Origin of the sequence: Acidipila rosea, assembly GCF_004339725.1 — a bacterium.
Taxonomy (GTDB): Bacteria; Acidobacteriota; Terriglobia; order Terriglobales; family Acidobacteriaceae; genus Acidipila; species Acidipila rosea.
This window is the reverse complement of sequence record NZ_SMGK01000005.1, coordinates 166,356-190,471: the sequence shown is the minus strand read 5'-3', so window position 1 is coordinate 190,471 and position 24,116 is coordinate 166,356. Positions and strand designations below refer to the sequence as shown.

Sequence of the window (24,116 nt, the reverse complement as noted above, 5' to 3'; positions counted from 1 at the left end):
ACGAGCGATGAATCAGATGCTGCGTGTTGCGCTGTCGTGCTGATGAGAGCTATAGAGCCTTAAAGTACAAGCCGAGGGGTCGCCATTCTGCACGACGAAGGACCGGACCGAAACCAGCATGCGCTGGTTGGTGGTGAGAATGGCCGCCAGTCTGCGCTTTTCTTCTAACGAGAGCCGCTCTCCGTAGACCCGCAGCAAGTTCGAATACCGGGCGCGCACCTCATTCCAGTCTGCGTCGGAGAGGTCCTCCGGTCGTGGCCCCGGCTCGTCGGTGCTTTGGCTCTGAGCGGCGGATGCGACAGGGAGAAGAGCGACCGTGGCGGCTCCGAACAAGCTGCCCGCAAAGCCTCTTCGAGTGAGGGATCCAACGTCATCGGGAGCATTTCGAGCCTTCATTTGTGTCACCGAAGAGCATTCGCTCGCTTCAGATTGATGAAACTGGCTGCGGAGTAGCCGCATTTCCCTGCCAGAAGATGCAGGGCCGGAGTGCGATACCCGTTTTGTATACAATTATGAACGCGACGTCAATAAATATTTTTGAACCCTAACTTATTTTTGAGATTCACATGGAAGGCATGGACCTCCCCGGCTCTATGCCAAATCCGAAGTGGGGGATATGGGGAAAGGTTATAGTCGCCCAAAACGACTACACCGCCAGCCCACTTGTTAAGGGCTGGCGGTGTAGTTTGCGAGGTTCTGGAAAAGAGGGAGATCCCGGTAGTGCGGGCTCCTCAACTAGAAGTGGAAGGTTGCCCCACCGTAGATGGTAAACGGCGCAGCTGGGTAGGCCAGTGCATAGCCGCCCGTCGGCGTTCCGAAGTAGCCACCCGATGAGATGTACTCATATTCGTTGTACTGCTTGTTCAGTACATTCAGCGCCATCACATTCAGGTCGAAGTGATGGAATGGCGCCTTTGCTCCCATGTTCAATGTTTCATAGGAAGCCATGGTCAGCGGACTCGGCGCACCGAGGCTGTTATCAAAGATGTGCTGGCGCCCGATGAACTGGAACGAAGCAGTCGGCTGAATGGTCAGGTTATCCGTCGGCTTGAAGTTGTAGTAGGCGCCGATGTTCACTGTCGAAGCAGGCACATAAGGAACGGCGCTTCCGTTGTAGCTCGCACCCGGCGTGCCGTTAGGGTTATAGGCAATGACGTAGTAAGTGTAGGTTGCGCGTTCCAGACTTGCGTTGGCGAAGAGGTGAAGATTGGTGACCGGATCGTCATCCACGAACGCGTTCACGCCATGGTAAGACGAAGTTCCGTTGGTTGAGATGGTGTTGCCGTTGGCCAGACCGATATCAATTTCCTGGTTCGCGTAGTTCTGATGGAAGTATTCAGCACCGAGGATGAAGCTGTTCAGCAGCCCCGTTCCTTCTGCATGAGTCTTGAAGCCAGCCTGGTAGTAGCGCTGCCGGGCGAGGTGATAGCTTGACGGATCGACGGACTGGAAGAGCCCACCACCGCCGCCAACCTGCGGCGCCTTCAACGCTTCAAGATAGCCGCCATAGATCGTCAGCCATGGACGGGCCGTGATCGTGGCATTCGCAGAGGGCTCGATGCCGGTGCGGTTCTCCTGCGCCGCGGGGCATGCACCCTGGTTCGTGGCTGTATTCTTTTCTCCGACATTAGGAATATACCGGCAGACCGTGCTAAGAACAGCTCCGGGTCCGAGGGTAAAGTCCTGTGCGGCGTGATCGGCGAAGTTGGTCTGAAAACCGACGAAGCGGATGCCCGGCGTCACGTGAAGCCAGGAGATGGGATGCACATCGTCCTGCAGGGAAACAGCGAAATCATCCTGGTTGAAGTAGGTCGAGCGAATCTTGCCGCCGGCATTCACCACACGCTTCGAGCCGCCGTCTGCAGGATTGTAGAAGTTGTTCCGGCTGTTATACAGCGAGTGGATATAGTAGCCGCCGCCGCTGATGGTGTTCATCGGCAACCGCTTGGTAAAGAAGAGCCGGTCGCCAACTGTATCGGTGTGCGGATTGTTCCACTCCCGCAGTTGCGGGCCGCCACCATACACATCGTTGATGCGATAGTGGGTGCGGTCAATGCGCATGAACCATGCCAGGTTCTGAAGCGACATCGTGTCATCGAGCTTGATATTCTGGCGGCCATAGATGAGCGCCATATCGTTCGTGTCGTATTTGTTGTAGCTGTTATAGGGCAGCGTGCTGTAGTAGCCCGACGTCTTCTGGCTGTACTGCAGCGAGCCCGGCTGGCCGTCCACAGTCACGGCAGGATTGGGATCGGTGAGAATCACCTGCGAGCGATAGCCGCCCGCATGCGCATAGTAGCCACCGAACTCAAAGCTGTTGTCCTGAAAGTTTTTGACGGTCTTAACCAGCAGCGCCCAGTCCTTGCTTGGATTGGTGAAGCCATCCGGCGAAACCCGGAAGTCATCTCCACTGCCCGCGCCGAACGACAGCACCGACGACCAGCCATGATAGAGGCCGCTCGCTGCGTTGAGAGTCAGGTCCTTCTGGTTATAGCTGCCGTAGGTCAGGAAGAGATCGGCATGCGGCTTGGCGGTCGGCTGAATTGGAGTGAACTCCACAGCGCCGCCGATGTTGGTGTACCAGCGCTCCGCAGGATCGCCCGGGCCGTAGGTCACGTTAAGGTTCTGGATCATCTGCGTCTCAGGAATGCTCGGCGACTGCCAGAGTCCAGTCGCTGGATCGACGATCGGTACACCGTCAAACGTCACGCCCAGTGAGCCGCCGCCAGTGAAGCCGCCGTAGCCGCCCCAGCCCTGATTAATGCCATTCAGCGAGACCGTGTACTTGGTCGCGCCCGTGTTGCCGTAGCCGGTCACGTTTGCGCCCGGGGTTGTAGCAATGAGCTGAGCCGCGCCAGCCACCGGTCCGGCGATATCCATCTGTTTGCGATCGATGACGCGGATGGTCTGATCGGAGTTAAAGATCTGCTGCTGCGTCGGGGCCGGCGTCGCGCCCGAGACAACGTCTCCATGCACCACGACCGACTCAGAGGCTGACGAGACGGACATGGCGATATCTGAAGTTATGATCTGGCCTGGCTGAATCATCAGCGTCGTCGGCTTCGCGGCCGCGAAGCCATCTTTCACCACGACCAGCGTATAAGATCCGTTCGCCAGACCGCTGATGGCATAGGAACCATCTGCAGCGGTGGAAACATGGGTTGTGACGCCGGTGGCAACGCTGGTCAAAGTAATGTCGGCGCCCGGAATGGCAGCTCCGGAAGAATCAAGAACGTGCCCATTTATAGCGCTTGGGCTTGCAGCCCGGGCGAAGAGAACGCTGAAGAACATGACTGCACATACAACTGCTGCTTTGCGCACAGACGCAACTCCTAAAAAAGTTATTCAAAATGGCCGGAACTCTTAACGCTCTACGGATCAAAGCGAAGAGGTGTAGATGAATACTTAGTTAAGATTGGGGTGTGAACGTTGCAGAGGTGTTAAGGCAGAGTAAAGCTTCCGTTACAACCATCTCGATCATGGCAAAAAAAACAGACTGACCTATCGACAGCAGCACTTCGAGATTCTGTGATGAAAAATCACCTACGGAAAATACTTCGCCTGGGGTAACAACTTCTCGCGCTCGCGAGAGCACTTTCGCGACCCCGTCAGAGGAGGGTCGCGAAAGACAGTAGGCTATGTAGCATCAGCTGTTGAGCGACTCCTGCAGCTTGTTCAGGGTGCGATTGAGGTCTTTATCCGCCCTGCGCTGCTCATCGATCTTCGCTATGGAGTGCATAACGGTAGTGTGGTGCTTGCCGCCAAAGGCTCGGCCTATCTCCGGCAGCGATGCTTCAGTCATCTGCTTGGCAAGGTACATCGCAATCTGGCGCGGCACAACCACCGGTCGCGAGTTGTTCTTCTGCTTGAGTTCGACAACCCTCATACCGAACTGCTCGGCAACTACACGCTGAATTGCCTCAATGGTGATCTTGCGCACCTGCGTATCAATAAACTGCTTGAGGCACTGCTGTGCGGTCGGCAGGGTGATCTCGACTCCATTTAGTCCGCACCATGCAAAGAGACGCGTCAGGGCGCCTTCCAACTCGCGCACGTTGGTGCGGACGTTCGAGGCAATGAAGAGCGCGACATCAATGGGCAGCGCCATCTGCTCACTCTCTGCCTTCTTCTGCAGGATGGCGACCTTCGTTTCAAGGTCAGGCGGCTGGATGTCGGCAATCAGACCCCACTCGAAGCGCGAACGCAGACGGTCCTCAATTTCGGCCAGTTCCTTGGGAGGACGATCCGATGCGATGACAATCTGCTTCATGTTCTCGTGCAGCGCATTGAACGTATGGAAAAATTCTTCCTGCGTGCGTTCTTTCTGCGCGAGGAACTGGATGTCGTCGATGAGCAGCAGGTCAACTGTGCGGAACTTGTCGCGGAAGCTGGTCATCTTGTCATAGCGCAACGAGTTGATCATCTCGTTGGTGAACTTCTCACTGGAGACATAGCAGATGGATGCCGTGGGGATGGTGCGCTTCATCTCGTGGCCGATCGCCTGCATGAGATGAGTTTTGCCCATGCCAACGCCGCCATAAAGGAAGAGGGGGTTATAAGCCTTGGATGGGCGCTCGGCGACGGCCATCGCAGCGGCGCGCGCAAACTGGTTCCCTGCACCCGTCACAAAGCCATCGAACGTGTAGCGGGGGTTAAGCTGAGCGGCCGCACTCCAGTCAAAGCGGGCCTGCTGCGGCCCTCCTGCCTGCTGGGGGCGCGCTGCTGCGCCGTTGTTTTTCGACGGGGCTGCCTCCTGCGCCGGAGGCGCGCTGGGCGAGTGATCTGGTTGCGGCGCGAAGCCGCCATCCTCGCGCATGCGTGCCAGCGACGGATCCTTTTCGGCAGTGACAAAACTTACATCTTCAAACTCGAGCTCGAGCTTATCGATAGCTTCCTGGATAAGATCGCCGTAGCGGTCGCCGATATGCTCGAAATCGGCAGTGGGGATGCGCACGATGAGCAACTTGCCGCTGACATGACTGAACCGGGTTGGCTTGAGCCAGGTCTCGAAGGACTGGCGGTTGACCTTCTTTTCGAGCGCTCCGAGGATGCGCACCCAGGGGTTCAGGGTGGCCGGGGCCGTAGACATAAAAGACATCGTGTTTCCTCAGCTCATCATCCGCTGCCTGAAAAGAACTTGCAGTCCGCACACTCTCTGAAAAACAGCATTCCGCTGGGAGCCAATGCCCAGTCGAGGAAGCGATTCGTCGGTGTGTCGTGGACCCTTTGGACGGGCTTCGTCCCGTTGGTCGGGTTCTTTTTACAAGCAGGAGGACGTGGACAAAATCACTATTGAACGAGGCCCAGACTAGCACAAATCGAGGGCGTTGAAAGCCTTGTTTCGGTGCGAAATCTGTGATTCACCCAGAGTTGCACCAATGCTTGTGAAGAATGTTACTGATGCGTCTGATAGCGCCTCGCGGAGATGCGTTGCCTGTTCAAAATTCCCCCTTGAGGCAGGGTTTCGCAGCGCACGGAGAATGCGCTGCCCGGCACCAAGACAAGTCCGGGAGTTTTGCTATACTAAGCGAGGTTGTTGGGCAGCAGTCCGGTAGCAGATCCCCTATCGATCTCCGCTAACATACCTCCTTGGAAGTAATTCTCCCCAAGGCCAGATAGCTCAGTGGTAGAGCGCGGCCCTGAAAAGGCCGGCGTCGGCGGTTCGATCCCGTCTCTGGCCACCACATTTTCAACAAGTAATAAGGCCGCCAAGCATCCCTCACCCTCCGAAACGTTCCAACCAGGCGGCGGAGTCGGTCAACTCCCACGCCTTGGATTGCCGGAGAGTACAGGAACGTCTTCGGCAGCGCGGGGACGCCAAAATTTGGCAGACAGATATTTTCTGCGACGCGTGAAAATATTGGCTCGAAAGGAATCGTCTGGAGCGCAGGGCCCCAGAAGGCTGCTCTACAGTTCTCATACCTGCTTCTTCAAAGCCTAGATTTGGTGGCAAGACGCTGTCCCTGAAGAGATATCTCGTCGGCGCAGTCGGTCGCCCAGACTGTGCGCAGAGAACATTGCCGAACCGGCGAAGCACCTCTCTGTCCATTCCACTCTGTCCGTGATTTCAGTACAAACACTCTCTAAATTCCGCGATTCGGGTGCAGTATCCAAACCTCAAAAGTCATTTTCCGTGATTTGAGCGCAGCGTGATAGTTACTTAGGCGTAAGCGAGCATGGCTGACTGCCCGTCCTCGGTAGGATCGCTAAGTATACTGTGGACTTTGTCAGCTTCAGATTGGATTTGCGACTCCGCGACTCTACTCTCAAGAATGATTGCTGCATCGTGAGGGATAAAGCGTCGCACTTGGGAAAAAGCTAGCTCCGCCACTCTGGAGATTATGTCGTGCTGATTGGAGGTATCAACTTCACTCACGTGAAGTTGCACAATGCGGTCGCCGAACGCTCTCAGCAACTGATGAGCCCCGACCATAGATGAGTCGACTTGTCGAGCGTGGCCCAGGTCGAGACACATTGTTGTGCCAGGCAGCAAGTCGAAAACCCGAACGAGCTCTGCGGCCGATCGGCCTATTCCTTTCCGCTTGTCCATATTCTCAATCGCCAATCGCGGTGCTAAAGATCGCCAAGATGACACGTCGTGAATGGCGTCAGGATGCAGAACGATTGGCCAATTCTGTGGGAGCCGCTGAAGAAGTCTAATGAGGAGCGGCTCTTCTTGTTCGGTGAAGGAACTGGGCGCATGAAAGGATATATAGCTATATTGTGCCTAACTCAGGTTAGGCAAAGCGTCAATTAGGGGCTCCATTTCGCCGATACGAAGGGCTGATAGCTCGACTGCATTGAAGTTATAGGCAGACAGGAGTGTGAGCGCGTGAGTGAAATCTCCTAACGCAATTGCGCCTGTCGAATATCCAAGTATGCTCATTAGAAAACTCCGTATCTGATGCAAGAGAGCCGAACCCCACCAAGCTTGTGTCAGGAACGACTAGCGATTGACACGCCTCTAATAACCGAATCAGCTCCTTTGCTGCCTTCTCTCGTCCAACAGCCAAGAATCGCCAATCAACACCCAATTCAGCCGCAAGCTCTTCTGTCGTGTTCGCTTTCATCGAGCTCCCCATGCCATCTCAATTACAACCGTATCAGCGGGGACGCGAGCTTCCAAAAGGATAAGGATACGGTGGAAATCGTCGAATTAGACGTGGCCTGCTCACGCCGGTAGGTTTCATTCCCTGGGGGCGAAACGTTCCATTAGGCCGATGAGTGTTAAAATCCCCAATTCTGCAACGGGCCGTTGCAAAATTGGTCGGCCCTGGCGATTCGTTGGTTCGTATTGATATGGATGGCCTTTTCCTCATCGGGTGCGTTCCCGCGCAACGTCTCCATCTCTGAACGGAGCTTGTTGATGAACGATCTTCGATTGGGACACTATGTAGGAGGCGCAGCAATGGCCCGGCACGCTCACGTAGAAAGCTCGTTCACCATTGTGCTTCAGGGTTCCTAGCATGAGCGAATTGTCGGACGAAGCATCGAGCCCCGGCAAGGCTTGATGCTCTTCTATCCCGCCGGAGAGACCCACTCCCAGGAATTTGGCAAGGATGGGGCGTACAAGTTGATATTCCGTCGCAGCTCATCGTCGCCCAGTTTAGACTCACGCCGCCGCTCAGGAGTCTCAATTTATGACATCAGGCCTTAGCACGTTTGCAGACTCAAGCGGGCTGGAAACACGATTGGGCACTCATTGAAAATCGAAAGATGTTGATCGCTAGATGCCCGTTTACGAGGATTCTATCCGCCTGGACGCGCCCAAGTCGCGGTGGATAAGTGATTTGACCAGTAAGCAACACTTCACTTCTCATGATCCATCAATAGGGCATCCAGCAGAACTCGTCGGGCTGAATTCCGCATCTTCAAGTCCGGTCGACCAGAACTGAACATAGAGAGCAACCAGGGCAGCGGCAAGCCCCGATGACGCGCCAATGCCAAGGGCCCAACGCGGACCGAAATGGTTTGCCACCCAACCCACGATGGGGGCTCCAATGGGCGTGCCACCAAGAGCTATGGCCACGCGGAAGGCCATGACCCGGCCTCGCAGGGCAGGTTCGGTAGTGAGCTGCATCATACTGTTGGTTGTATTGGTGAAGGTGAGGGCCGCACCACCCACGAGGATGAGAGCGGCAGCAAACCACCAGTAACCCGGAGCCAGGGCAGCGAAGATGCATCCGATGCCGAAGACCGATGAGCCGGCGAGTAAAGTGCCAAATCTGGGTTTCTGCCGGCTCCCTGAAAACAGCGCCCCGACGATGGAACCGATTGCCATGATGGAAGACAGCAATCCGAAGCCTCGTGCATCGGCATGGAAGACATCAACTGCCATCGTCGAAATGAAGATAGGAAAATTAAGCCCGAAGGTGCCAATAAGAAATAGCATCAGCAGGATTGCCCGAAGGTCACGACGACCCCAGACATAGTGGAATCCTTCCAGAAAGCCACCTGCACTATGTCGAGTACGTGGATTTGGGGACAGTTCTGATTTGCGTAGCAACAAGATCGAGATCACAACTGCGGCAAACGACAGGCCGTTTATCGCAAATGCCCATCCGGTTCCCACTGTTGCGATGACGATGCCGGCGACTGCCGGGCCGATCATCCGGCCGGCATTGAAGGATGTGGAATTGATGGCGACGGCATTATGCAGGTGCTCGTCGCCCACAAGTTCTCCAACGAACGTTTGCCGTACTGGCGCATCGAGCGCCGCCGCGGAGCCAAAGAGGAATGCAAAGACATAGACCTGCCAGAGCTGGACGACCCCGGAGATCGTAAGAATGCCCAGAGCGAGCGCGAGTAAACCCATCGCCGCCTGGGTAAATATAAGAAGCTTTCGCTGATTGAAGCGATCCGCGGCAAGTCCGCTCCAGGGCAGCAAAAGTAGCTGCGGGGCAAACTGCAGCGCCATGACGATGCCAACGGCCGAGGCATTGTGGTGCGTGAGTTGTGTGAGGACAAGCCAGTCCTGAGCGACGCGCTGCATCCATGTGCCGATGTTGGACACCAGAGCGCCGACAGTCCACACCCGAAAGTTGAAGATGCCCAGGGCGCGGAGAGCGCCCGCCACAGGATTCTTCATGAGCGCCCGGGTGCGTTGCCTCCATGAAACTGGCCGAAATGCCGTGCCGACAAAAGGCTGATCAGCAGTGCGCCAAGGGCAAGAACAAGAACGTCACCGATCGATCTGAGATGAAAGATACCCACGCGCACAACGAGAAGGTATCCGATGACGGCGTTGAAGAAGCCCCATAGAACATTCACTGTAGACGAGGAAAGACCTTTGCCGGGCGGCTTTGCAAAGGGAGATTGGAAAGGCTGTCCCATCATGCCGCTGACAAAATGCGGTACGGCGTTGGCCAGAAAAATCCCCCCAAAGAAGTACGACACAAGATAAAGCCAGTTCACGATCAGGCGCTCCTTGTTGCCAGCAGGTCGAGTATGTCCTGAGTTGAGCCCGTTTCTCCGAGGCGCGGAAAGACATGGGCGAGGCTGTAGGCGTGGGCTTCGGGACGCGAATCGGTCATAGCGTCCATCGCAAGCGTCACATGGAACCCTGCTTCATACGCCTGCCGGGCAGTGGCTTCCACGCCGGTTCCGGTTGCCACGCCGGTGACGACCACCTGTGTGACTCTTTTCGCTTTGAGCTGCGCCTCAAGGTCAGTGCTCGCAAAGGCGCCCCATGTGCGCTTCGTCACCACAATGTCGCCGGGCTGGCGATTTAGTTCCGGAATCAGATCGCTGAACCCTTCAGAGAACGTCGAGATGCGGCGCGGCTGCTCCGTCCGGCCTGGGGCACTTCCCGCGACATTGACCAGAGCGGCCGGAAGATTGCGCTGGCGAAAGGCGTCGAGCAAAGCGCAGGTTCGTTCAATGACTCCAGCGATCGGATGGATAAAGGGTAAGGGGATAATACCTTTCTGAAGATCAACAACAATCAGTGCGGTCTCTGGATCGAGAGTGCTAAGGGGCATAGGGTTCCTCTCCTCGACGGGAATGTGAATCAGAGTTGTGTGGCCGCACGCGAAGACATCAGTCTTCGATAAGGCGGCCGAGCAGTTCCACCGCAGAAGCAAGTTTCTGTTGTTCGTGAGTGGAGAGCTTCTTCTGGATGGTGGTTGTGAGCCAATCCTGCCTGGCGGCGCGACCGTCCTTAAGCCACTTCTGGCATTTCCGGGAGAGTGCCATCAAGGTCTGCCGCCTGTCATTCGGGTCCGGAGCGCCGCACACCAATCCGGCTTCGAGTAAGGACGTTATGATGGCGCTCATCGATTGAGGACGCATGCCCTCTGCCCTGGCCAGCGTTGATACTGCTGCGGGACCGTCTTTTTCAATACGAAGCAGAACGGAGACCTGGGAAGGCGTCAAATCGTTTTGCCCTCCCTGCTCGCGCAGCTTCCGCTTGAGTTTGCCCAAGATCGCACGAAGCTCCGCGGCAAGTGCAGAGGCGCGCTCGTCTCGATAAGGACTCACCGGATCACTCATGGATCCCAGTATGGCACATATGCAGCCTGGCTGTACAGGTAAACTGTATACTTACTCAGTGGTGACGGCTGGACTCTACTTATCAGCAGCCTTACGAATCAGCCTCTCATAAGAGGGGCCGCAGAGCAGATGCTGCCATTACGCGAGTATCGATTCTCAATAATCGTGTCATCCAATGCGCTCATCCAAGCCGGAGCTCTACCGGGAATAGATGGTCCGCCGCGCGACTGCAGGGAAGCGCGGGCGAGACCATGGATTCTGCGCGCTAAAGGCCCAAATCGCTCAAGCCCGGATGGCCGTCAGGTCGCCTTCCCAGAGACCAATGAAATTTCCGGCCGGCTTCCGTGATGGGCAAATCATTGATACTGGCATGCCTTGCATACATCAATCCCTGGTCATCAAACTCCCAGTTCTCATTTCCATAGGCGCGGAATCAATTTCCAGAGTCATCGTGGTATTCGTAGGCAAACCGGACGGCGATGCGATTGCCGTGAAATGCCCACAGTTCCTTGATGAGCCGGTAGTCCAGCTCTCTGGTCCATTTTCGCGAGAGGAATGCGACGATCTGATCTCTGCCGGATATGAATTCGGCGCGGTTCCGCCAACGTGAATCCACAGCATAGGCAAGTGAGACCTTTTCAGGGTTACGGGTATTCCATCCGTCCTCGGCGAGGCGAACCTTTTGAGCTGCTGCTTCTTGTGTGAAGGGAGGCAGTGGTGGACGAGAAGTCATGGCAAACAAGTCCTCTTCAAGCCAGCATAGCTGCTTTCAATGGCAGTTTCTGCTCGCGTCCAGGTAGATCGGGTGGCTCGGATGCCTGAAGCTGCGAGTTCAAATTCAGCTTTGGGTGATGCGGGAATCTTGTTCGCGCACAGACGCGTGTGCCTCAGGCAGCAGTCCCGGCCTGGCTTTGTGAAAGAAGGATGGCACCGTGTCGAGGCATTTCGTGGACCAAGTGGGGCTGAGTCCTGCGCAAAGGCTTGCGAAAGCCATGGTTCGCCGGGCACAGCATCTGTTGGAAACAGCCCAGCGTTCTATCGAAAGCATCGCTGGGGAAGCGGGGTTCCGATCTGCGTCCGTGCTCAGGGAACATTTCAAATACTCCGTGGGCGTATCACCAAGCGTCTGGCGGCGATCCTTTGGACCCTCTGCATAGCAGATCAAGTCTCTCCACTGATTCCAATTGGATCGCCCCACTTTTGGAAGACATAATCTTAAGCCAAGATCTACTGCGCCGCGCGTGAGCCTGCGATGAGGATATCCACCAGTCTGCGAGCACTCTGCTGCCAGTCTGTGGTGTCAGCCACATGGGCGACGCCGACCAGAGCACGCAGCAGATCGGCAGGCTCTATATCCCGGCGAAGATCGCCGCTCTGGATAGCGCGCTTCACCAGTGCTCGAACTGCCTCCTGGATTTGCAGATACGAAGCCTCGAAAACCTTCTTGGGGTCTCCTGCGAGTTCCTTCAGGGCAGGGGCGATCACCTGCTTAGCGGCGATGGCTTCAACGAACAACAGCAGCCAGGCTCGCAATGCCTCCACCGGAGACAAGGTCTCGGCGAACGTGCGCTGTGCCTCAGCCAGCTTTTCAATTTCAGTTCGGTAGACGGCCTTCAGTAGCTCCTCGCGCGAAGGAAAGTGACGGTATAAGGTTCCTGCACCGACCTCTGCCTGCTTTGCAATCTCGTCGAGGCTGGCTTGCGCACCATATCGAGTGAATGCGTCTTTTGCAACCTCCAAGATGCGCTCTCGATTCCGCAGCGCGTCGGTGCGTGGTTTCCGGCTTGGCGTTCTTGCGTCTGGTTTTGATTTCTTTTTCGCCATTCCACAAACTTTTCTGCAACCGGAGACAGTCTCCACTTATCTATAGGATTAGGAGACTGTCTCCGTTCTATTGGATGCCGCGGCGGCCCGTCAACCACCGCACCTAAGAAATCGTAAGGATCAATGCAACAGGAGGAGAAAGATGCGTGTTTTTGTGACCGGCGCTACCGGATTTATCGGTTCTGCCATCGTGAAAGAACTTATGGATGCTGGGCACCAGGTACTTGGCCTGGCGCGCTCGGACGCAGGAACCCAGGCGCTCATCGCCGCCGGTGCTGAGGTGCATCGCGGCGACTTGGAAGACCTGGAAAGCCTGCGCAGTGGAGCGGCCGCCTCGGACGCCGTCATCCACACCGCCTTCCGGCACGACTGGACGAGGTTCGCGGAAAGCTGCGAACTCGATAGGCATGCGATCGAAGTCATCGGCGATGCACTCCAGGGTTCCAGCCGCCCGTTCATCCTTACAGGTGGACTTGCCGTGATTGCCCACGGTCATCTCGCCACCGAGGATGATCCGCCGGTTCCCGTCTCCAGTTCACACCCTCGCGCTTCCGAAGCGACCGGTGCGGCTCTCCAGGCGCGCGGAGTGAGCACAGCAGTGGTTCGACTTCCCCAGGTTCACGATACGGTCAAGCAGGGCCTGGTCAGCTATCTCATCGCAGTGGCCCGGCAGAAGGGCGTTTCGGCATACGTTGGCGATGGACAAAATCGCTGGGCCGCGGTGCATCGGCTGGATGCCGGTCGCCTGTACCGGCTCGCGCTGGAAAGGCATGAGACAGGCGCACGCTATCATGCCGTGGCCGAAGAGGGTGTGCCGCTCGTAGATATCGCCACAGCCGTCGGCCACGGGTTGAATGTACCCGTCCGTTCCATTTCTGCGGAAGAGGCGCAGGAACATTTCGGCTTTCTCGGACTTTTTGCGGGCAGGGACCTTCATGGTTCCAGTGCGAAGACGCGGCAACAACTTGGATGGAGTCCGGAAGGACCAGGGCTGATCGCCGATCTAAAAAGCATGCGCTATGCGCAGGACTGAACAAAGAGGCCGAGGCGCTATCTACAACCCAACTCAATTCAAACCGTTACAGAGGAATCGAATATGAAGAAGACATGGTTCATTACCGGCGCATCGCGCGGCTTTGGCCGCATATGGGCAGAAGCCGCACTCAAGCGCGGCGATCGGGTCACGGCAACTGCCCGCAAACTCGCTGACGTCGCCGATCTCACGGAGCACTTCGGCGATGCTGTTTTTCCACTGGCCCTCGACGTGACCAATGCCGAGCAGGTGAAGCAGGTGGTGCAGCAAGCGTACGCGCACTTCGGCAGGCTCGACGTTCTCGTCAACAATGCAGGCACCAGCGTGGTTGCAGCGACCGAGGAGGCGAGCGACGAGCAGATCCACAAACTGTTCGATGTGAACTACCTCGGCATGATCCGGGTGCTGCGAGCAGCTCTGCCTCTGTTGCGTCAACAGGGGAGCGGACACATTCTGGGCGTTTCCAGTGGTCTTGGAATTACGTCGATGCCCCTCATCGGCTACTACTGTGCGACCAAATGGGCCGTGGAAGCGCAACACGAAGCGCTGGCGCAGGAGGTCAAACCGTTAGGCATCCACGTGACACTCGTGGAACCAGGCGCCTATGCGACCGACTTCGGCAAAGACGCACAGATCGCCGATGCGCAGCAACCATACGCGGAGTTCCGGAAACAGTTTCTGACACATCTTGCCGGCATGGAACGTGGCGATCCTGAGGCGACCGCAGAAGCCGTTCTCAAGCTCGTGGATGCGGACGACCCGCCGTTGCGGCTCGGGCTGGGCACCTCGATTCTGCCTCGGGCGCGCGCCGCTTACGCCGAGCGTCTAGCCACCTGGGAAGCATGGGACGACGTTGCCAACGCCGCGATGGGCGTGCCGAAGATAACCAGTGAGGCGTGGGTCCAGGAACTTATCCGGGGAATCCCGGATAAGGCATGACGCCGGATTCCAAGCCGCGACAGCAAAGGCGTTTTCGTCCGCCTCACTCTTGATAGCGTTTGCGATGACAGAGTGAGTGAATCCACAGTAGCGGGCGGCTCGCGGAGCCAGACCAGATACCTCATTCGTGATTCATGGTGAGGGCAGCCTCACGACGACAATGACGATGAAGGCGGTTTGGCTACGCGAGCGTATGGCACTGGTTTGCAACGAGGGGTTGAGTCCAGATGAGTTACGCGAGGTGCTTATGCCGACTCGGCGAAAGCTAGAAGACATGAGCGATCAGGAGCGATTCACGGTGAATACGATCTATCTGGCAACAAGCGAGGGAATCTCAGTTGTCAGAGGTTCAGAGAACCGCTGGCAAGGAGCGACCCAACTCGAAGATAAACAGGTCGAATGCGTCCTCGCCGATCACAAAACTAGGGACGTGGCATTTTGTGGAACGTTTGGTGCCGGGCTGTTTAGAACGTCAGATGCCGGCCGAGCCTGGGCCCCTTGTGCTGGATTCCCGGAGGCGACGGTGACTGCCCTTGCCGCTGCCGAGTCCGGTGTTCTGTTTGCGGGCACCGAGCCAAGCCGAGTCTTTCGATCGGATGACCTCGGGGAAACCTGGTTTGCGTTGCCACGGCTTACCGAACTTCCATCTGCGGAGAATTGGAGCTTCCCTCCTCGCCCACATACCCACCATGTCAGGGCGATTCTGCCGGATTTCGAGCGTCCAGACGATCTCCACGTTGCGATCGAAGCCGGAGCAATGTTGCGCAGCAAAGATGCAGGAAGCCGTTGGGTTGATCGTGTACGGTCCGCGCCAAAGGACACGCACTGGCTCATTTCAAACCCGCTTGAACGAAACACTCTCTATTCAGCCGCTGGAGACGGGTTCTTTCAAAGCAGTGACGATGGAGAGACCTGGCAACGCTTTGAGCAAGGACTAGACGGCACTTATTGCTGGAGTATGGCAATAAGTGCGAGGCCCTCAAGAGCTATGGTGATGTCGGCTGCAAAAAGCGCTTATGGGGCTCACTACGAACCGTACGCCCATTCGTACGTGTATCGAAGAGAGGGAAATGCTCCCTGGGAGAAGACGCTGGGCGGACTGCCCAATTCCCAAGACCACCGAGCGGCCGTAATTGCATCTGTAGACACATCTCCAGGTTTGTTCTTTTTATCGACAGAGGGGGCCGTCTTCCGATCGACGGATGACGGCAGGAATTGGCAAGAACTGTCCATTGATTGGCTGAATGGTCGTGCAAAGCACGCAGTGGGTATAGCTGTCGGCTGAGTTTGCCGGACGGACGTTTGAGAAATTGCTCTTCGGAGGGAGTGGATCCACCTTTCGTTCGGCCTCCGCGTTTTGCCGCAAAATTGACAGTATCAATAAGTGAATGATCGCGGGGCCCCCCGTGGAACCCAGACTTCTAATCCAGTCGTCATGGGCCTGCCGGGACGCAGCCAGATGGAGAAGCGTTACGGAAAGGATGCCGAAGCCATGCTCTCCCAGCCCGCGACGAAGATATTTTTGAAAATTTCCGAACCGCGTGTAGCGAAATGGATCAACTTTCTGTGGGCCGAAGATAGCACGCAAGCAGATTGGGATCTATAAACGGCGGTTCGATTAGAGGAAGGACTTCATATCCCATTTTGGAGGAAGTTCCTTTTATCAAAATATTCTAAAAGGCTTAGCTACGCTGCAGGTTGGAACGTCAGCCCCGTAATCGGGATGAAAAGCGGTGTGTAATGCCTGAACAAAGCCGTCTCTGGCCACCACATTTTCAACAAGTAATAAGCCCGCCAAGCATCCCTCACCTTCCGCGTTCCAACCCGGCGGCGGAGTTGGTCGACTCCCACTCCTTGGATTGTCCGAGCGTACCGGAGGATCTTCGGCCTTGTGGTCCTGCTTCACCTTCGCCATGTGAAAGGCTTCTTGCGTCGCATTGTAGCGTTTGAGCAACCGCTCCCTCGCCGGCTCCAACAAGACGATGAAGTCGCTTGCTTCGAGTTCGGATTCAATTCGATGTAGCATCAACCTTCGCGAAAGCCGCGCCTAATCGTTCAATCTTGCAGCGATTCGTTCAAAGCCGCCGCGGACCGTAGTTGTGTAGGGGGAATCCGTCAGAGCTGATAGAAGGCGCAGTCCATCCTGTAGATGCCGTCTTGCGGAGTCGAACTCCCCGAGTCTCAAATAGTCATCTGCCAAATTCAGATGGAGGGAAGGGAAGAAATCCTTGATCGAAAGAGAAGGGTGGTGATTCTTTGCAGCCTCGTCGGTCGCTCGACGAGCTGCGTCGAAGGCTCGGATGTCCCACGAGAGCTCCTTCTCGATTTCGTCCTGCAGGTCGGCCATATAGTGGGATAGCACGCATTCTTGATATGGATCGGGCATCGGTTGCATCCGAGACCAGATTGCGGTAAAGCGGTTGCGCGCTCCGGACCGATCACCTGTGTGAAGGAGTGCGATAGTGTCCGTAATGTCTACCATTATTGAATCCTGCATTCCTTCGGCCCTATCCAAACCATGAACTGCGGTCAACGTTCATCTCGCGATACTGCGAATGGGAAGACATACTCGACAAGACGGGCAAGCGATTGTCCGGCTCCTCCATCATCATAGGTGATGAGGTTGAGACCCCAACCAGCTTTTTGAGGGGCTTCAACCTTCGCATACCATCGTGCTAACGGGTCGCGGTTAGCTGGCAGATCACAACAGCTTCAAAGGAGGCAATCGTAAGTGCTAGAAGCGGCAATGTCAGCACGATGCGCCTCGTGTTGGTGTCTCGGAACCATAGCCTTATTGCGTTGGGTAAGCAAGAGCACCACGAGGCAGCCAAGGGAGAAGGCCGAGAGCGCGACAAATCCGAGCGTGAACGAGCCCGTCTGCTGCTTGATCGCTCCAAGCAAAAAGTGGTGGGAAAAATCCGCCGAGGCCGGCCGCCGCCCCTACGATACCGGTCACACTTCCGACAGTGGGAGGAAAATACTCCGGAACAAGTTTGAATACCGCGCCATTGCCAAGGCCAATTGCGACGGCCATCCCCAGCGCGCCCAAGGTGAAAACCCGCACCGTGGGGCAGGCAAGGAAAATTGCCATGACTGCCGTGAACGGAAAGACAAGGGTGAGAATTCGCTTACCGCCCACTTTGTCCGCGAGTATGCCACCAACTGGCCACAGTGGAAAAAGGATTTTCCCATCGAGTGGGAAGGCGATCACTATGTAAGCCGTCGCGAGATGGTCAAGTTCCTCACTCTTGGATCATCGATTCTGGCCGCTGCAAATTGGCTGGTCGCCTGGATCTGGCATCGTCATCGGGCCGAAACATTCACAGCCCAGATGATTGGATCGGTTACGGATCTAGAACGCAGCAAGTCGATGTTGTTTCGGTATCCGACTGAGAGAGATCCTTGCATCGCCGTTTGTATGCCCACTGGCGAACTTGTGGCCTATTCCCAGGTCTGCACCCATTTGTCCTGTGCCGTGATCTACAAGGAAGAAGAACTCTTCTGCCCCTGTCACAATGGGGTATTTGAACTCAAGGCAGGACGTCCGACGGCAGGGCCGCCTACTCGCCCCCTTCCGCGGATCGTTCTGGAGAAGCGCGGCGACCAGCTATTCGCTACCGGGGTTGAGGTAACAGCATGAGCGTCCAACGACAAGGCACGGTCCTCTTCACCGCGATCCTTGTGCTGGTTGCGACAGGGGTTGTGGTTCAGTTATGGCTGCTAACCGTCAGCATGGAAGCAGTCTTCCGCCACGACGCCCATACGGCGATTCCTGCGGCTACGTGTTCCACCGTTCTTTTTGCGATCAATGCAGGATTGTTGCGTTACGTCTTCCGCTTCGACCGATCTCTGCAGCGATAGCTGGCTTAAATCCGCCTTGAGCTGATTTCAGGCCCTATCTCCGCTAGGAGGATGCAGTGATAAGGTCGCGGAGACCCTTGATGTCTTTCACCACAATGTGTCGCGCATCTACATCGAGCAAGCCTTCTGCCTGCAATCGCATCAGGTTGCGTGAGATAAGCTCACGAACCGTGCCAAGCTGACTGGCCAGCTCCTGGTGACTTGCGGGCAACTGGAATTCGATACCAGCTTCGGTTTGCTTGCCCTCGGTTTCCGCGAGCCGCACAAGCGCCGAGATAAGCCTCTGCCGAATAGTCGTAAAAGATAATTCTTCGATGATCCCGACCAGGCGCCTCAGACGCGCACCGACGACGGCCAGGACTTTGAGAGCTACCCCCGGATGTTCCAGGCAGAATGCCTGGAAGTCGGATCGCGAGATGAACGCGATCTCGGTGTCTTCAATGGCCATCGCCGATGCCGGAAAGACGCCCCCGTCAAACACAGGCAACTCGGCAACACACTCGCCGGATACATTGATCGCTAAAACCTGCTCTCGGCCGCCAAGCGAGGTCTTGAAAATACGAACTTTGCCATCGGCAATGATGTGCAAACCCTGGCATTTCTCTCCTTCGGCAAAAAGGAGTTCGCCGGTATCAAACCGCTTGCGCGAGGTACGAGCAGCCAGGAGTTGAGTCTCGGAGGGATTCAGGCTCGACAAAAGCGCGGTCTTTTGCAGGACGGCGGCAACATCTATGCGTTCGTGAATCATTGCGAGAAGTCTAGCAGTGCCAATCACACTCGAACAATCAAGCCACTTGGCGGAGATGCCTGGCGGGTGTCCTGGCCATAAGATCTGTCGCCGGAATCATCCTCAAGAAAGTCACGATGTAGGCACTTAAGTCACTGAGACTTTTTGCCGGCTCCTCTAACGTTGTTGATGAGGACACAATATGCAAACCGCAGTGAAACAGGTTCGGGATTTGGCTATTGAACAGCCATCATCGGTGCGGGTATTTGAACGATTCGGAATCGACTACTGCTGTGGCGGCAGAAAACCGCTGGAGCAAGTCTGCTCGGAGCAGAATATCCCCCTTCCACAGCTTCTCCAGGAGCTCGCCGAAGCTGAGGGTCATTCCCCTCAGCCAATAGAGCCTTGGATCGCGCGCCCGTTGTCGGAGTTGGTTGATCACATCGTGCGTGAATGTCATGCACCAACCCGCACGGAACTGGAACGACTCACGGTGCTGGCAAACAAGGTAAACAGCCGTCATGGCGCAAACCATCCCGAGCTCGTCCAGATTCAACAGCTCGTCGGGCAGATTCTTGAAGAGATGACGCCACACATGGACAAGGAAGAACAAGTTCTTTTTCCGTACATTATCTCCCTTGAAACAGCAGCTGTCACAGGTGCTGCGAAACCCTATGCGTTCTTCGGGAGTGTCGCCAATCCGATCGCAGCGATGATGGCTGATCACGATCTTGTCGGCGCTGCGCTTGCATCGATCCGGAGCCTGACGAACGACTTTGAACTCCCGGCAGGTGCCTGCCCTACGTACCATGCGCTCTACACGACGCTTGCGGACTTTGAGGCACTGACACACCGTCATGTCCACCTTGAGAACAATGTGCTCTTTCCAAGGGCAATTAACCTGGCCGGAAAGGAATGATTATGGCCACATAAGGTACCTCCTAATTGCGATTGATGAACGGCTCGCAAAACGCATGAGCCCGCATATCTTTGATAGCCACAGGGAATTGTTGTCTTTCGGAGCCTCCTGCGCGGGCCTTTTCTTTTCGCGCCTTCCTGAGCCATCAGCAGACAACTACTTCTCACGTTCTTAGAGTTACCCACTTGCCTGTCTTCTCCAGAAGGTCTGCGGGAACATCTTGCTGCAGCGTCTTGATCAGATCGGAGAGCCGCACACTGCGCAGCTTCGCGCGCCACGCGTCATCGGCCTCCCACATCACCCTCGCTACAGCACAGGCTTTGCTCTCCCGTGCACCTTTGGGCCTGCAGGGGTTGTTGCGCCGAATCTCCGTGCACACAAAGGTCGACGCCTTTCCCTCCACCGCCTCGACGATGTCGAGAAAGGTAATCTCCTTCGCAGGCTTTGAAAGCCTGTACCCCCCGCCGGGTCCAAGCGTGCTCTCGATAAGACCTGCTGTCGAGAGCGCCTGCAGCGCCTTCGACAGGTATTCCTTGGGGACACCATGGAACTCCGCGAGGTCTCTAGTGGCGAGATAGTGCTCCTCCGGCACTCCCGCGAGGATCGCGCAACAGTGAATCGCCCACTCCACATGGTTTCTAAGCTGCATTAGTTCAGGCCCGCCTTCGTCAGGCCGTACGCTTCGTCCTGCGATCCTGGCACTGCTTTGAAGCCAATACTCAAGCGGTTCCACCCGTTGATCGCCACGATCGCAAACGTAAGATCGCTGATCTCCTGCTCGCTCAACTGCTCTCGCACTTTATTGAAGATCTCGTCCGGAACACCGTGCGGCGGCAGCTTGGTGAGCACCTCGGTCCACTCAAGCGCCGCGCGTTCGCGTTGGTTGAAGAGCGTCGACTCACGCCACACCGCCACATGATGCAACCGCAACTCACGCTCGCCTGCGATCTTCGCCTCCTTCACATGCATATCCACACAAAAGGCGCAGCCATTCATCTGTGAAGCCCGCAGATCTACCAGGTGCAAAATGCTCTTCTCTATCGAGCCCTCTTTGATCCCCAGACTGAAAGTAAGGTACTTCCGGAAAAGGTTCGCGGACTGCTTCATATACTCCACCCGTATCGACATCTTCCATCTCCTCGAACAACGAAGTCGCCTATCAATTAAGGATATTGTATATCCTTAATTGATAGGCATGGAAGCTTATCTTGATCCGGCTCGATCTGAAGCGTTGCCACACTCAGGTTGCCAGGGCTAGCGGGTTGCTTCGGCATGGGCGACGACCACGGCGGAGTCGTGCGCGGCCTGCTCGTAATAACGGACCATGCGCTCAGGTTCCGGGGCACGGTAGGGAGCGAGATTGTGGGCCCAGCGAAAACCGATGGGCTGGTAGATGAGCTCAACTGCAATGTGGAACGGGCCCGTGGCATGGTGGGTAGAGACGGAGTAGCGAACGGTGCTGCCATCGCCGTTGAAGTTGGGATCTGCGGCAGCGCGACCGGCAACGCGAATGTCATGGACCGCGGTGGCTTTATCAAAGCCGGCTGGCAGCAGGCGGTTGTCTTTCAGGTAGCCGACCGCGCTAAGCAGACCCGTGGTGACGTGGCCCTCCAAGTCCTTGAGGATGGGCTCATAGATTTCGACCTGGTCGGGCTGGGTGATCTCGGTGAAATGCGGTTCGTAGCGGAGCGGGTCCACGTCGTTGGCATTGCCGACGATGGAGCCGTCGGGGTTTAGATGGCCCGATTCGAAGACGATGCGATTGTCTCTGTCGCGGACCGTGACGTGGAGCCAGACGCGGCGGGACGGGTAGGCCGTGGGGAACTTGTGCCCGGTGAGATTCTGCGCGTGGACCTCAAAGGCAAGGCCCTGGGCTGTGGGCGCGATGCCGTTAATTTCGACTCTGGCAGACTGGGTCTGGAGAAATTTGGTGGTGCGTTGAACAGCGGCCTGGAGCTGATCCGGTTGGGCCTCGACGGCCAGGGCCTGGCGATGCTCCTGAAGCATGGCCTGCATGAGGAAGTTGCCGCCGACGAAGACGTGGCGGTGCACGCCCTCGCGAGGCTGTCCATAGAGCGCGGTGACCGGAGTCGGCGAGGTGACCTCCGGCATATGGCACTCCTGGCAGGTCTGCGGCCGAGGCTTCTGCTGAGACGCGTTGGATGTGGTGATCACATTCGACACAGAGACCGGCGCACCGGCAGGATTGGAGGTGTTCCCCGCGGAGTAGTCACTATGCTGCCACTCGAGGAAGGGCATCTGCTCAGGGAGTACGCCCACCGTCTTGCCATTTGGGCCACGAGCCTTCGTGTAAAGGGTGTGGCAGGAGCCACAGAGGCCTGCATCGCGGATGTGGTCGCCTTGCATCGGGTCATAGCCGCCGGTAGAGGATTCCATGACGCTCTGATGGCCTGCGTCGATGCTGTAGGGGCCGTATTCCGGACGCAGAAGATGTTTGATCGGCCGGGCAAACGTGATGTTCCCATTGAAGCTGATAGGCTTTCCAAGATCTGTGGCCTCCGCCTGATGGCAAACCGAGCAGGAGACGCCATCGGCAGCGGCGTGGTCGCCCTTCGGAAGCAGCTGGAGCGGGAGATGGATGAAGACCGCCGTCTTGCGGCCGGCGTCACGGTTGGCGTAGTGCTGCACGGGCATGTGGCAGGTGGAGCACTCGTCTTCAATATCGGACTTGGCGGTGGGGTGATCAAGAGTCTCACGGCGGATGCTCGCGAGCCAGTAAGGATCGCGGCCGGCATTGGCCATGATGCTGGCTTGCCACTGGAGGCCGATGGAGACGTCTTCTCCACTGCTGGTGATCAGGCCGTTGTGACACGCGACGCACCGGTCGGAGGTGCGAAATTCAGAATGAACAGCGGCGGCAGCGCGGCGAGGATCGGCAGGAGCGAGACTGGGATCGCTCGGAAGAGGCTGAGGAATGGCCTCAGTCGGGATGCGCGGCTCGCTCTGGCCGGGAGGAACGTTCTGGGACTGCTGCTGCGGCGCAGACTGAGCACCATCCTGGAACAAGGCCGGAAGAGGTGAGGCGGCAATCAAAAAAGCAACACACGTGAGAATGCGAGTGAGCATCGGTTACCAGCCTTCCCAGAATTTGCCGTCCGCCCAATCCCAGAGAACGTAGAAGACTATTTGCGGCTTGCGCCCCTGGGTATCGGTGAAGGGAGCGCGTACACCAATGTCGGCGCGGACATGCTGGCGAGGACTCAGCGTGACCTGCATCTGGGGAAGGATGTCCCAGTCGGTTACGGCGCCGGTGGTGAAGTCGCGTCTCGCAAGCAGTTCGACCATTGGACTGTACTGGCGGCCGAGCCCATGATCGCGGGCGAAGGTTTGCCCGAGAGCAGTGCGATAGAAAAGACTGTTCGGGGTGTTTTTGCGGTTGGTCGGCAGATCGCCGCCGATCTGGAATTGAATCCAGGTATTCGTCTTGAATAGCTGGTCAAAAGCGGCGAACGGCTCAAAGGTAGCGGCCCCTGCGCCGAATCCACTGCGGCTATCGCCGGTAGGGAGAAGAATTCCACCTTGCAGGCTCAGGATCGAACCAGTGTGGAGGCTGGAGAAGAGCTCGCGCTTGAGGCCGACAGTAACGTCGCCTACCCCACTGGTGCCCTGTCCGTTGAGGTCAGCGTGATTGACAGGGACATCCACCTCAAGCTGGTTACGGCCAGCAAAGGTCTGCTCGTGGATCGCGTCGATGGTGTTGCTGGCCGCGCCGGAGACATTGGCGGCTGCGGAGAGCACGAGTTCGTCTTCAGGGAATGCCTTCTCCGTGACCAGGGCGCGAGGCAGATTGAGTTCGCCCCGTGGGTAGTGATGTACGTTATGGCAGAACGTACGCAGATACGCAACAACATCATTGATCTGGCGATCGGTGAGAAGTTGTCCGAATGCCGGCATGATCTGCGAGAAGCCGTAGTTAGGACCACCATGAACGATGACAGATTTGTAGGCGGAGTCGACCTCAGGCGTGGTCTGACTGCACGCGGTGAAGTCAGGAAAGCTGTCAGGCCGCGTGAAAACGGTGAGGCTCTGCGGAGCGCCCTTGCCTTCGGCGCCATGGCAGGCGATGCAGCCGGAGTTATAGATGACTGCGCCGTTGTTGGCGTCGGGTGGATGAGCATAGTGGATGGCTTGCGCACAGGCAGGAACAGCCGCGACGGAAAGTACGAAACCGAACGCGGCCAAAATGAAATGGGAAATGTAAGCGGCCCAGACACCAGCAGTGGTGGCCAAGCGACTACACATTTTGCAGACCACGCCCACTTGCTGCACCTTTCCTATCGCTCCCGCCATTCTGCGCCGAG

Annotated in this window: 23 protein-coding genes, 1 tRNA gene and 1 pseudogene; 8 read left to right on the top strand and 17 right to left on the bottom strand. The window is 56.8% G+C overall.

Annotated features, from left to right (window positions below; translation table 11 throughout):
* Window positions 1–12 precede the first annotated feature (12 nt).
* The 3 genes from C7378_RS14580 to dnaA all read right to left on the bottom strand — a co-directional run bounded on the left by C7378_RS14580 (window position 13) and on the right by dnaA (window position 5,098).
* Window positions 13–396, bottom strand: a complete 384-nt coding sequence (locus tag C7378_RS14580) for a hypothetical protein (RefSeq protein WP_131998363.1) — start codon at window positions 394–396, stop codon at window positions 13–15.
* Between the two features lie 339 nt (window positions 397–735).
* Window positions 736–3,321 (bottom strand): TonB-dependent receptor, encoded by a 2,586-nt coding sequence (locus tag C7378_RS14575; protein ID WP_131998360.1) that lies wholly within the window; start codon window positions 3,319–3,321, stop codon window positions 736–738.
* 325 nt (window positions 3,322–3,646) lie between these two features.
* Complete coding sequence (dnaA, locus tag C7378_RS14570; protein ID WP_131998357.1) at window positions 3,647–5,098, bottom strand: chromosomal replication initiator protein DnaA; 1,452 nt, start codon at window positions 5,096–5,098, stop codon at window positions 3,647–3,649.
* A gap of 511 nt (window positions 5,099–5,609) precedes the next feature.
* Here dnaA and C7378_RS14565 point away from each other — a divergent pair.
* Window positions 5,610–5,684, top strand: a tRNA-Phe gene (locus tag C7378_RS14565).
* Between the two features lie 1,043 nt (window positions 5,685–6,727).
* Here the strand turns inward: C7378_RS14565 and C7378_RS17765 are convergent.
* The 6 genes and pseudogenes from C7378_RS17765 to C7378_RS14540 form a co-directional block, all read right to left on the bottom strand.
* Window positions 6,728–6,886 (bottom strand): hypothetical protein, encoded by a 159-nt coding sequence (locus C7378_RS17765; RefSeq protein ID WP_165876824.1) that lies wholly within the window; start codon window positions 6,884–6,886, stop codon window positions 6,728–6,730.
* 930 nt (window positions 6,887–7,816) lie between these two features.
* Window positions 7,817–9,088 (bottom strand): MFS transporter, encoded by a 1,272-nt coding sequence (locus C7378_RS14560; protein ID WP_131998354.1) that lies wholly within the window; start codon window positions 9,086–9,088, stop codon window positions 7,817–7,819.
* Window positions 9,085–9,414 carry a hypothetical protein gene (locus C7378_RS14555; RefSeq protein WP_131998351.1) on the bottom strand — a complete coding sequence of 110 codons (330 nt, stop codon included), beginning with the start codon at window positions 9,412–9,414 and terminating at the stop codon, window positions 9,085–9,087. Before C7378_RS14555 ends, C7378_RS14560 begins: the two co-directional genes overlap by 4 nt.
* Window positions 9,415–9,416: 2 nt before the next feature.
* Window positions 9,417–9,980, bottom strand: coding sequence for a cysteine hydrolase family protein (locus C7378_RS14550; RefSeq protein WP_131998348.1), 564 nt, complete (start codon window positions 9,978–9,980; stop codon window positions 9,417–9,419).
* A 58-nt stretch (window positions 9,981–10,038) separates the two neighbouring features.
* Window positions 10,039–10,479: a MarR family winged helix-turn-helix transcriptional regulator gene (locus C7378_RS14545; RefSeq protein ID WP_243648276.1), complete on the bottom strand. Its 441-nt coding sequence runs from the start codon at window positions 10,477–10,479 to the stop codon at window positions 10,039–10,041.
* 277 nt (window positions 10,480–10,756) lie between these two features.
* Window positions 10,757–11,224: pseudogene (locus tag C7378_RS14540) on the bottom strand (nuclear transport factor 2 family protein).
* A 199-nt stretch (window positions 11,225–11,423) separates the two neighbouring features.
* Between C7378_RS14540 and C7378_RS18230 the strand changes: the two are divergent.
* Entirely contained in the window at window positions 11,424–11,648 is a 225-nt protein-coding gene (locus tag C7378_RS18230) for a helix-turn-helix domain-containing protein (protein ID WP_131998342.1), read from the top strand.
* Between the two features lie 70 nt (window positions 11,649–11,718).
* Here C7378_RS18230 and C7378_RS14530 read toward each other — a convergent pair whose 3' ends face one another.
* Window positions 11,719–12,231 carry a TetR/AcrR family transcriptional regulator gene (locus C7378_RS14530; RefSeq protein WP_341539154.1) on the bottom strand — a complete coding sequence of 171 codons (513 nt, stop codon included), beginning with the start codon at window positions 12,229–12,231 and terminating at the stop codon, window positions 11,719–11,721.
* A gap of 226 nt (window positions 12,232–12,457) precedes the next feature.
* Between C7378_RS14530 and C7378_RS14525 the strand changes: the two genes are divergently transcribed.
* The 3 genes from C7378_RS14525 to C7378_RS18225 all read left to right on the top strand — a co-directional run bounded on the left by C7378_RS14525 (window position 12,458) and on the right by C7378_RS18225 (window position 15,893).
* Window positions 12,458–13,348 (top strand): SDR family oxidoreductase, encoded by an 891-nt coding sequence (locus tag C7378_RS14525; RefSeq protein ID WP_131998336.1) that lies wholly within the window; start codon window positions 12,458–12,460, stop codon window positions 13,346–13,348.
* 63 nt (window positions 13,349–13,411) lie between these two features.
* Window positions 13,412–14,287 (top strand): SDR family NAD(P)-dependent oxidoreductase, encoded by an 876-nt coding sequence (locus C7378_RS14520; protein ID WP_131998333.1) that lies wholly within the window; start codon window positions 13,412–13,414, stop codon window positions 14,285–14,287.
* Between the two features lie 1,384 nt (window positions 14,288–15,671).
* On the top strand, window positions 15,672–15,893 hold the full coding sequence (locus C7378_RS18225; RefSeq protein ID WP_424221497.1) for a type IV secretion system DNA-binding domain-containing protein: 222 nt from the start codon (window positions 15,672–15,674) through the stop codon (window positions 15,891–15,893).
* 57 nt (window positions 15,894–15,950) lie between these two features.
* On the opposite strand, the gene C7378_RS14510 is transcribed toward C7378_RS18225, so the two are convergent.
* Both C7378_RS14510 and C7378_RS14505 read right to left on the bottom strand, forming a co-directional pair.
* A complete protein-coding gene (locus tag C7378_RS14510) occupies window positions 15,951–16,313 on the bottom strand; it encodes a hypothetical protein (protein ID WP_131998327.1) in 363 nt (120 codons plus the stop codon).
* A 21-nt stretch (window positions 16,314–16,334) separates the two neighbouring features.
* Window positions 16,335–16,673, bottom strand: coding sequence for a hypothetical protein (locus C7378_RS14505; RefSeq protein WP_165876822.1), 339 nt, complete (start codon window positions 16,671–16,673; stop codon window positions 16,335–16,337).
* A 477-nt stretch (window positions 16,674–17,150) separates the two neighbouring features.
* On the opposite strand from C7378_RS14505, the gene C7378_RS17855 reads away from it, so the two are divergent.
* Together C7378_RS17855 and C7378_RS14495 are read left to right on the top strand one after the other, a co-directional pair.
* Window positions 17,151–17,927 (top strand): QcrA and Rieske domain-containing protein, encoded by a 777-nt coding sequence (locus C7378_RS17855; protein WP_207901446.1) that lies wholly within the window; start codon window positions 17,151–17,153, stop codon window positions 17,925–17,927.
* Window positions 17,924–18,148 carry a DUF6755 family protein gene (locus C7378_RS14495; protein WP_131998321.1) on the top strand — a complete coding sequence of 75 codons (225 nt, stop codon included), beginning with the start codon at window positions 17,924–17,926 and terminating at the stop codon, window positions 18,146–18,148. The genes C7378_RS17855 and C7378_RS14495 overlap by 4 nt, the downstream gene beginning before the upstream one ends.
* A gap of 43 nt (window positions 18,149–18,191) precedes the next feature.
* On the opposite strand, the gene C7378_RS14490 is transcribed toward C7378_RS14495, so the two are convergent.
* Window positions 18,192–18,896 (bottom strand): Crp/Fnr family transcriptional regulator, encoded by a 705-nt coding sequence (locus tag C7378_RS14490; protein WP_131998318.1) that lies wholly within the window; start codon window positions 18,894–18,896, stop codon window positions 18,192–18,194.
* A 181-nt stretch (window positions 18,897–19,077) separates the two neighbouring features.
* Here C7378_RS14490 and ric point away from each other — a divergent pair, with 181 nt between their 5' ends.
* Complete coding sequence (ric, locus tag C7378_RS14485) at window positions 19,078–19,794, top strand: iron-sulfur cluster repair di-iron protein (RefSeq protein WP_131998315.1); 717 nt, start codon at window positions 19,078–19,080, stop codon at window positions 19,792–19,794.
* Between the two features lie 163 nt (window positions 19,795–19,957).
* Here the strand turns inward: ric and C7378_RS14480 are convergent, their stop codons facing one another.
* From C7378_RS14480 to C7378_RS14465, 4 genes are all read right to left on the bottom strand, one after another.
* Entirely contained in the window at window positions 19,958–20,443 is a 486-nt protein-coding gene (locus tag C7378_RS14480; protein WP_131998312.1) for an RrF2 family transcriptional regulator, read from the bottom strand.
* Window positions 20,443–20,922, bottom strand: a complete 480-nt coding sequence (locus C7378_RS14475; protein WP_131998309.1) for a carboxymuconolactone decarboxylase family protein — start codon at window positions 20,920–20,922, stop codon at window positions 20,443–20,445. Before C7378_RS14475 ends, C7378_RS14480 begins: the two co-directional genes overlap by 1 nt.
* A 126-nt stretch (window positions 20,923–21,048) precedes the next feature.
* Window positions 21,049–22,881, bottom strand: coding sequence for a hypothetical protein (locus C7378_RS14470; protein WP_131998306.1), 1,833 nt, complete (start codon window positions 22,879–22,881; stop codon window positions 21,049–21,051).
* Window positions 22,882–22,884: 3 nt separating this feature from the next.
* Window positions 22,885–24,045 (bottom strand): c-type cytochrome, encoded by a 1,161-nt coding sequence (locus tag C7378_RS14465; protein WP_243648275.1) that lies wholly within the window; start codon window positions 24,043–24,045, stop codon window positions 22,885–22,887.
* Window positions 24,046–24,116 lie beyond the last annotated feature (71 nt).

Excerpts from the sequence above, each read along its gene's own strand:
- C7378_RS14490 (WP_131998318.1), bottom strand. The coding sequence starts at position 18,896 with ATGATTCACGAACGCATAGATGTTGCCGCCGTCCTGCAAAAGACCGCG.
- C7378_RS14470 (WP_131998306.1), bottom strand. The coding sequence starts at position 22,881 with ATGCTCACTCGCATTCTCACGTGTGTTGCTTTTTTGATTGCCGCCTCA.
- C7378_RS14480 (WP_131998312.1), bottom strand. The coding sequence starts at position 20,443 with ATGCAGCTTAGAAACCATGTGGAGTGGGCGATTCACTGTTGCGCGATC.
- dnaA (WP_131998357.1), bottom strand. The coding sequence starts at position 5,098 with ATGTCTTTTATGTCTACGGCCCCGGCCACCCTGAACCCCTGGGTGCGC.
- C7378_RS14520 (WP_131998333.1), top strand. The coding sequence starts at position 13,412 with ATGAAGAAGACATGGTTCATTACCGGCGCATCGCGCGGCTTTGGCCGC.
- C7378_RS14475 (WP_131998309.1), bottom strand. The coding sequence starts at position 20,922 with ATGTCGATACGGGTGGAGTATATGAAGCAGTCCGCGAACCTTTTCCGG.
- ric (WP_131998315.1), top strand. The coding sequence starts at position 19,078 with ATGCAAACCGCAGTGAAACAGGTTCGGGATTTGGCTATTGAACAGCCA.
- C7378_RS14550 (WP_131998348.1), bottom strand. The coding sequence starts at position 9,980 with ATGCCCCTTAGCACTCTCGATCCAGAGACCGCACTGATTGTTGTTGAT.
- C7378_RS14505 (WP_165876822.1), bottom strand. The coding sequence starts at position 16,673 with ATGCCCGATCCATATCAAGAATGCGTGCTATCCCACTATATGGCCGAC.
- C7378_RS14560 (WP_131998354.1), bottom strand. The coding sequence starts at position 9,088 with ATGAAGAATCCTGTGGCGGGCGCTCTCCGCGCCCTGGGCATCTTCAAC.
- C7378_RS14495 (WP_131998321.1), top strand. The coding sequence starts at position 17,924 with ATGAGCGTCCAACGACAAGGCACGGTCCTCTTCACCGCGATCCTTGTG.
- C7378_RS14525 (WP_131998336.1), top strand. The coding sequence starts at position 12,458 with ATGCGTGTTTTTGTGACCGGCGCTACCGGATTTATCGGTTCTGCCATC.
- C7378_RS14510 (WP_131998327.1), bottom strand. The coding sequence starts at position 16,313 with ATGCTACATCGAATTGAATCCGAACTCGAAGCAAGCGACTTCATCGTC.
- C7378_RS14580 (WP_131998363.1), bottom strand. The coding sequence starts at position 396 with ATGAAGGCTCGAAATGCTCCCGATGACGTTGGATCCCTCACTCGAAGA.
- C7378_RS17765 (WP_165876824.1), bottom strand. The coding sequence starts at position 6,886 with ATGAGCATACTTGGATATTCGACAGGCGCAATTGCGTTAGGAGATTTC.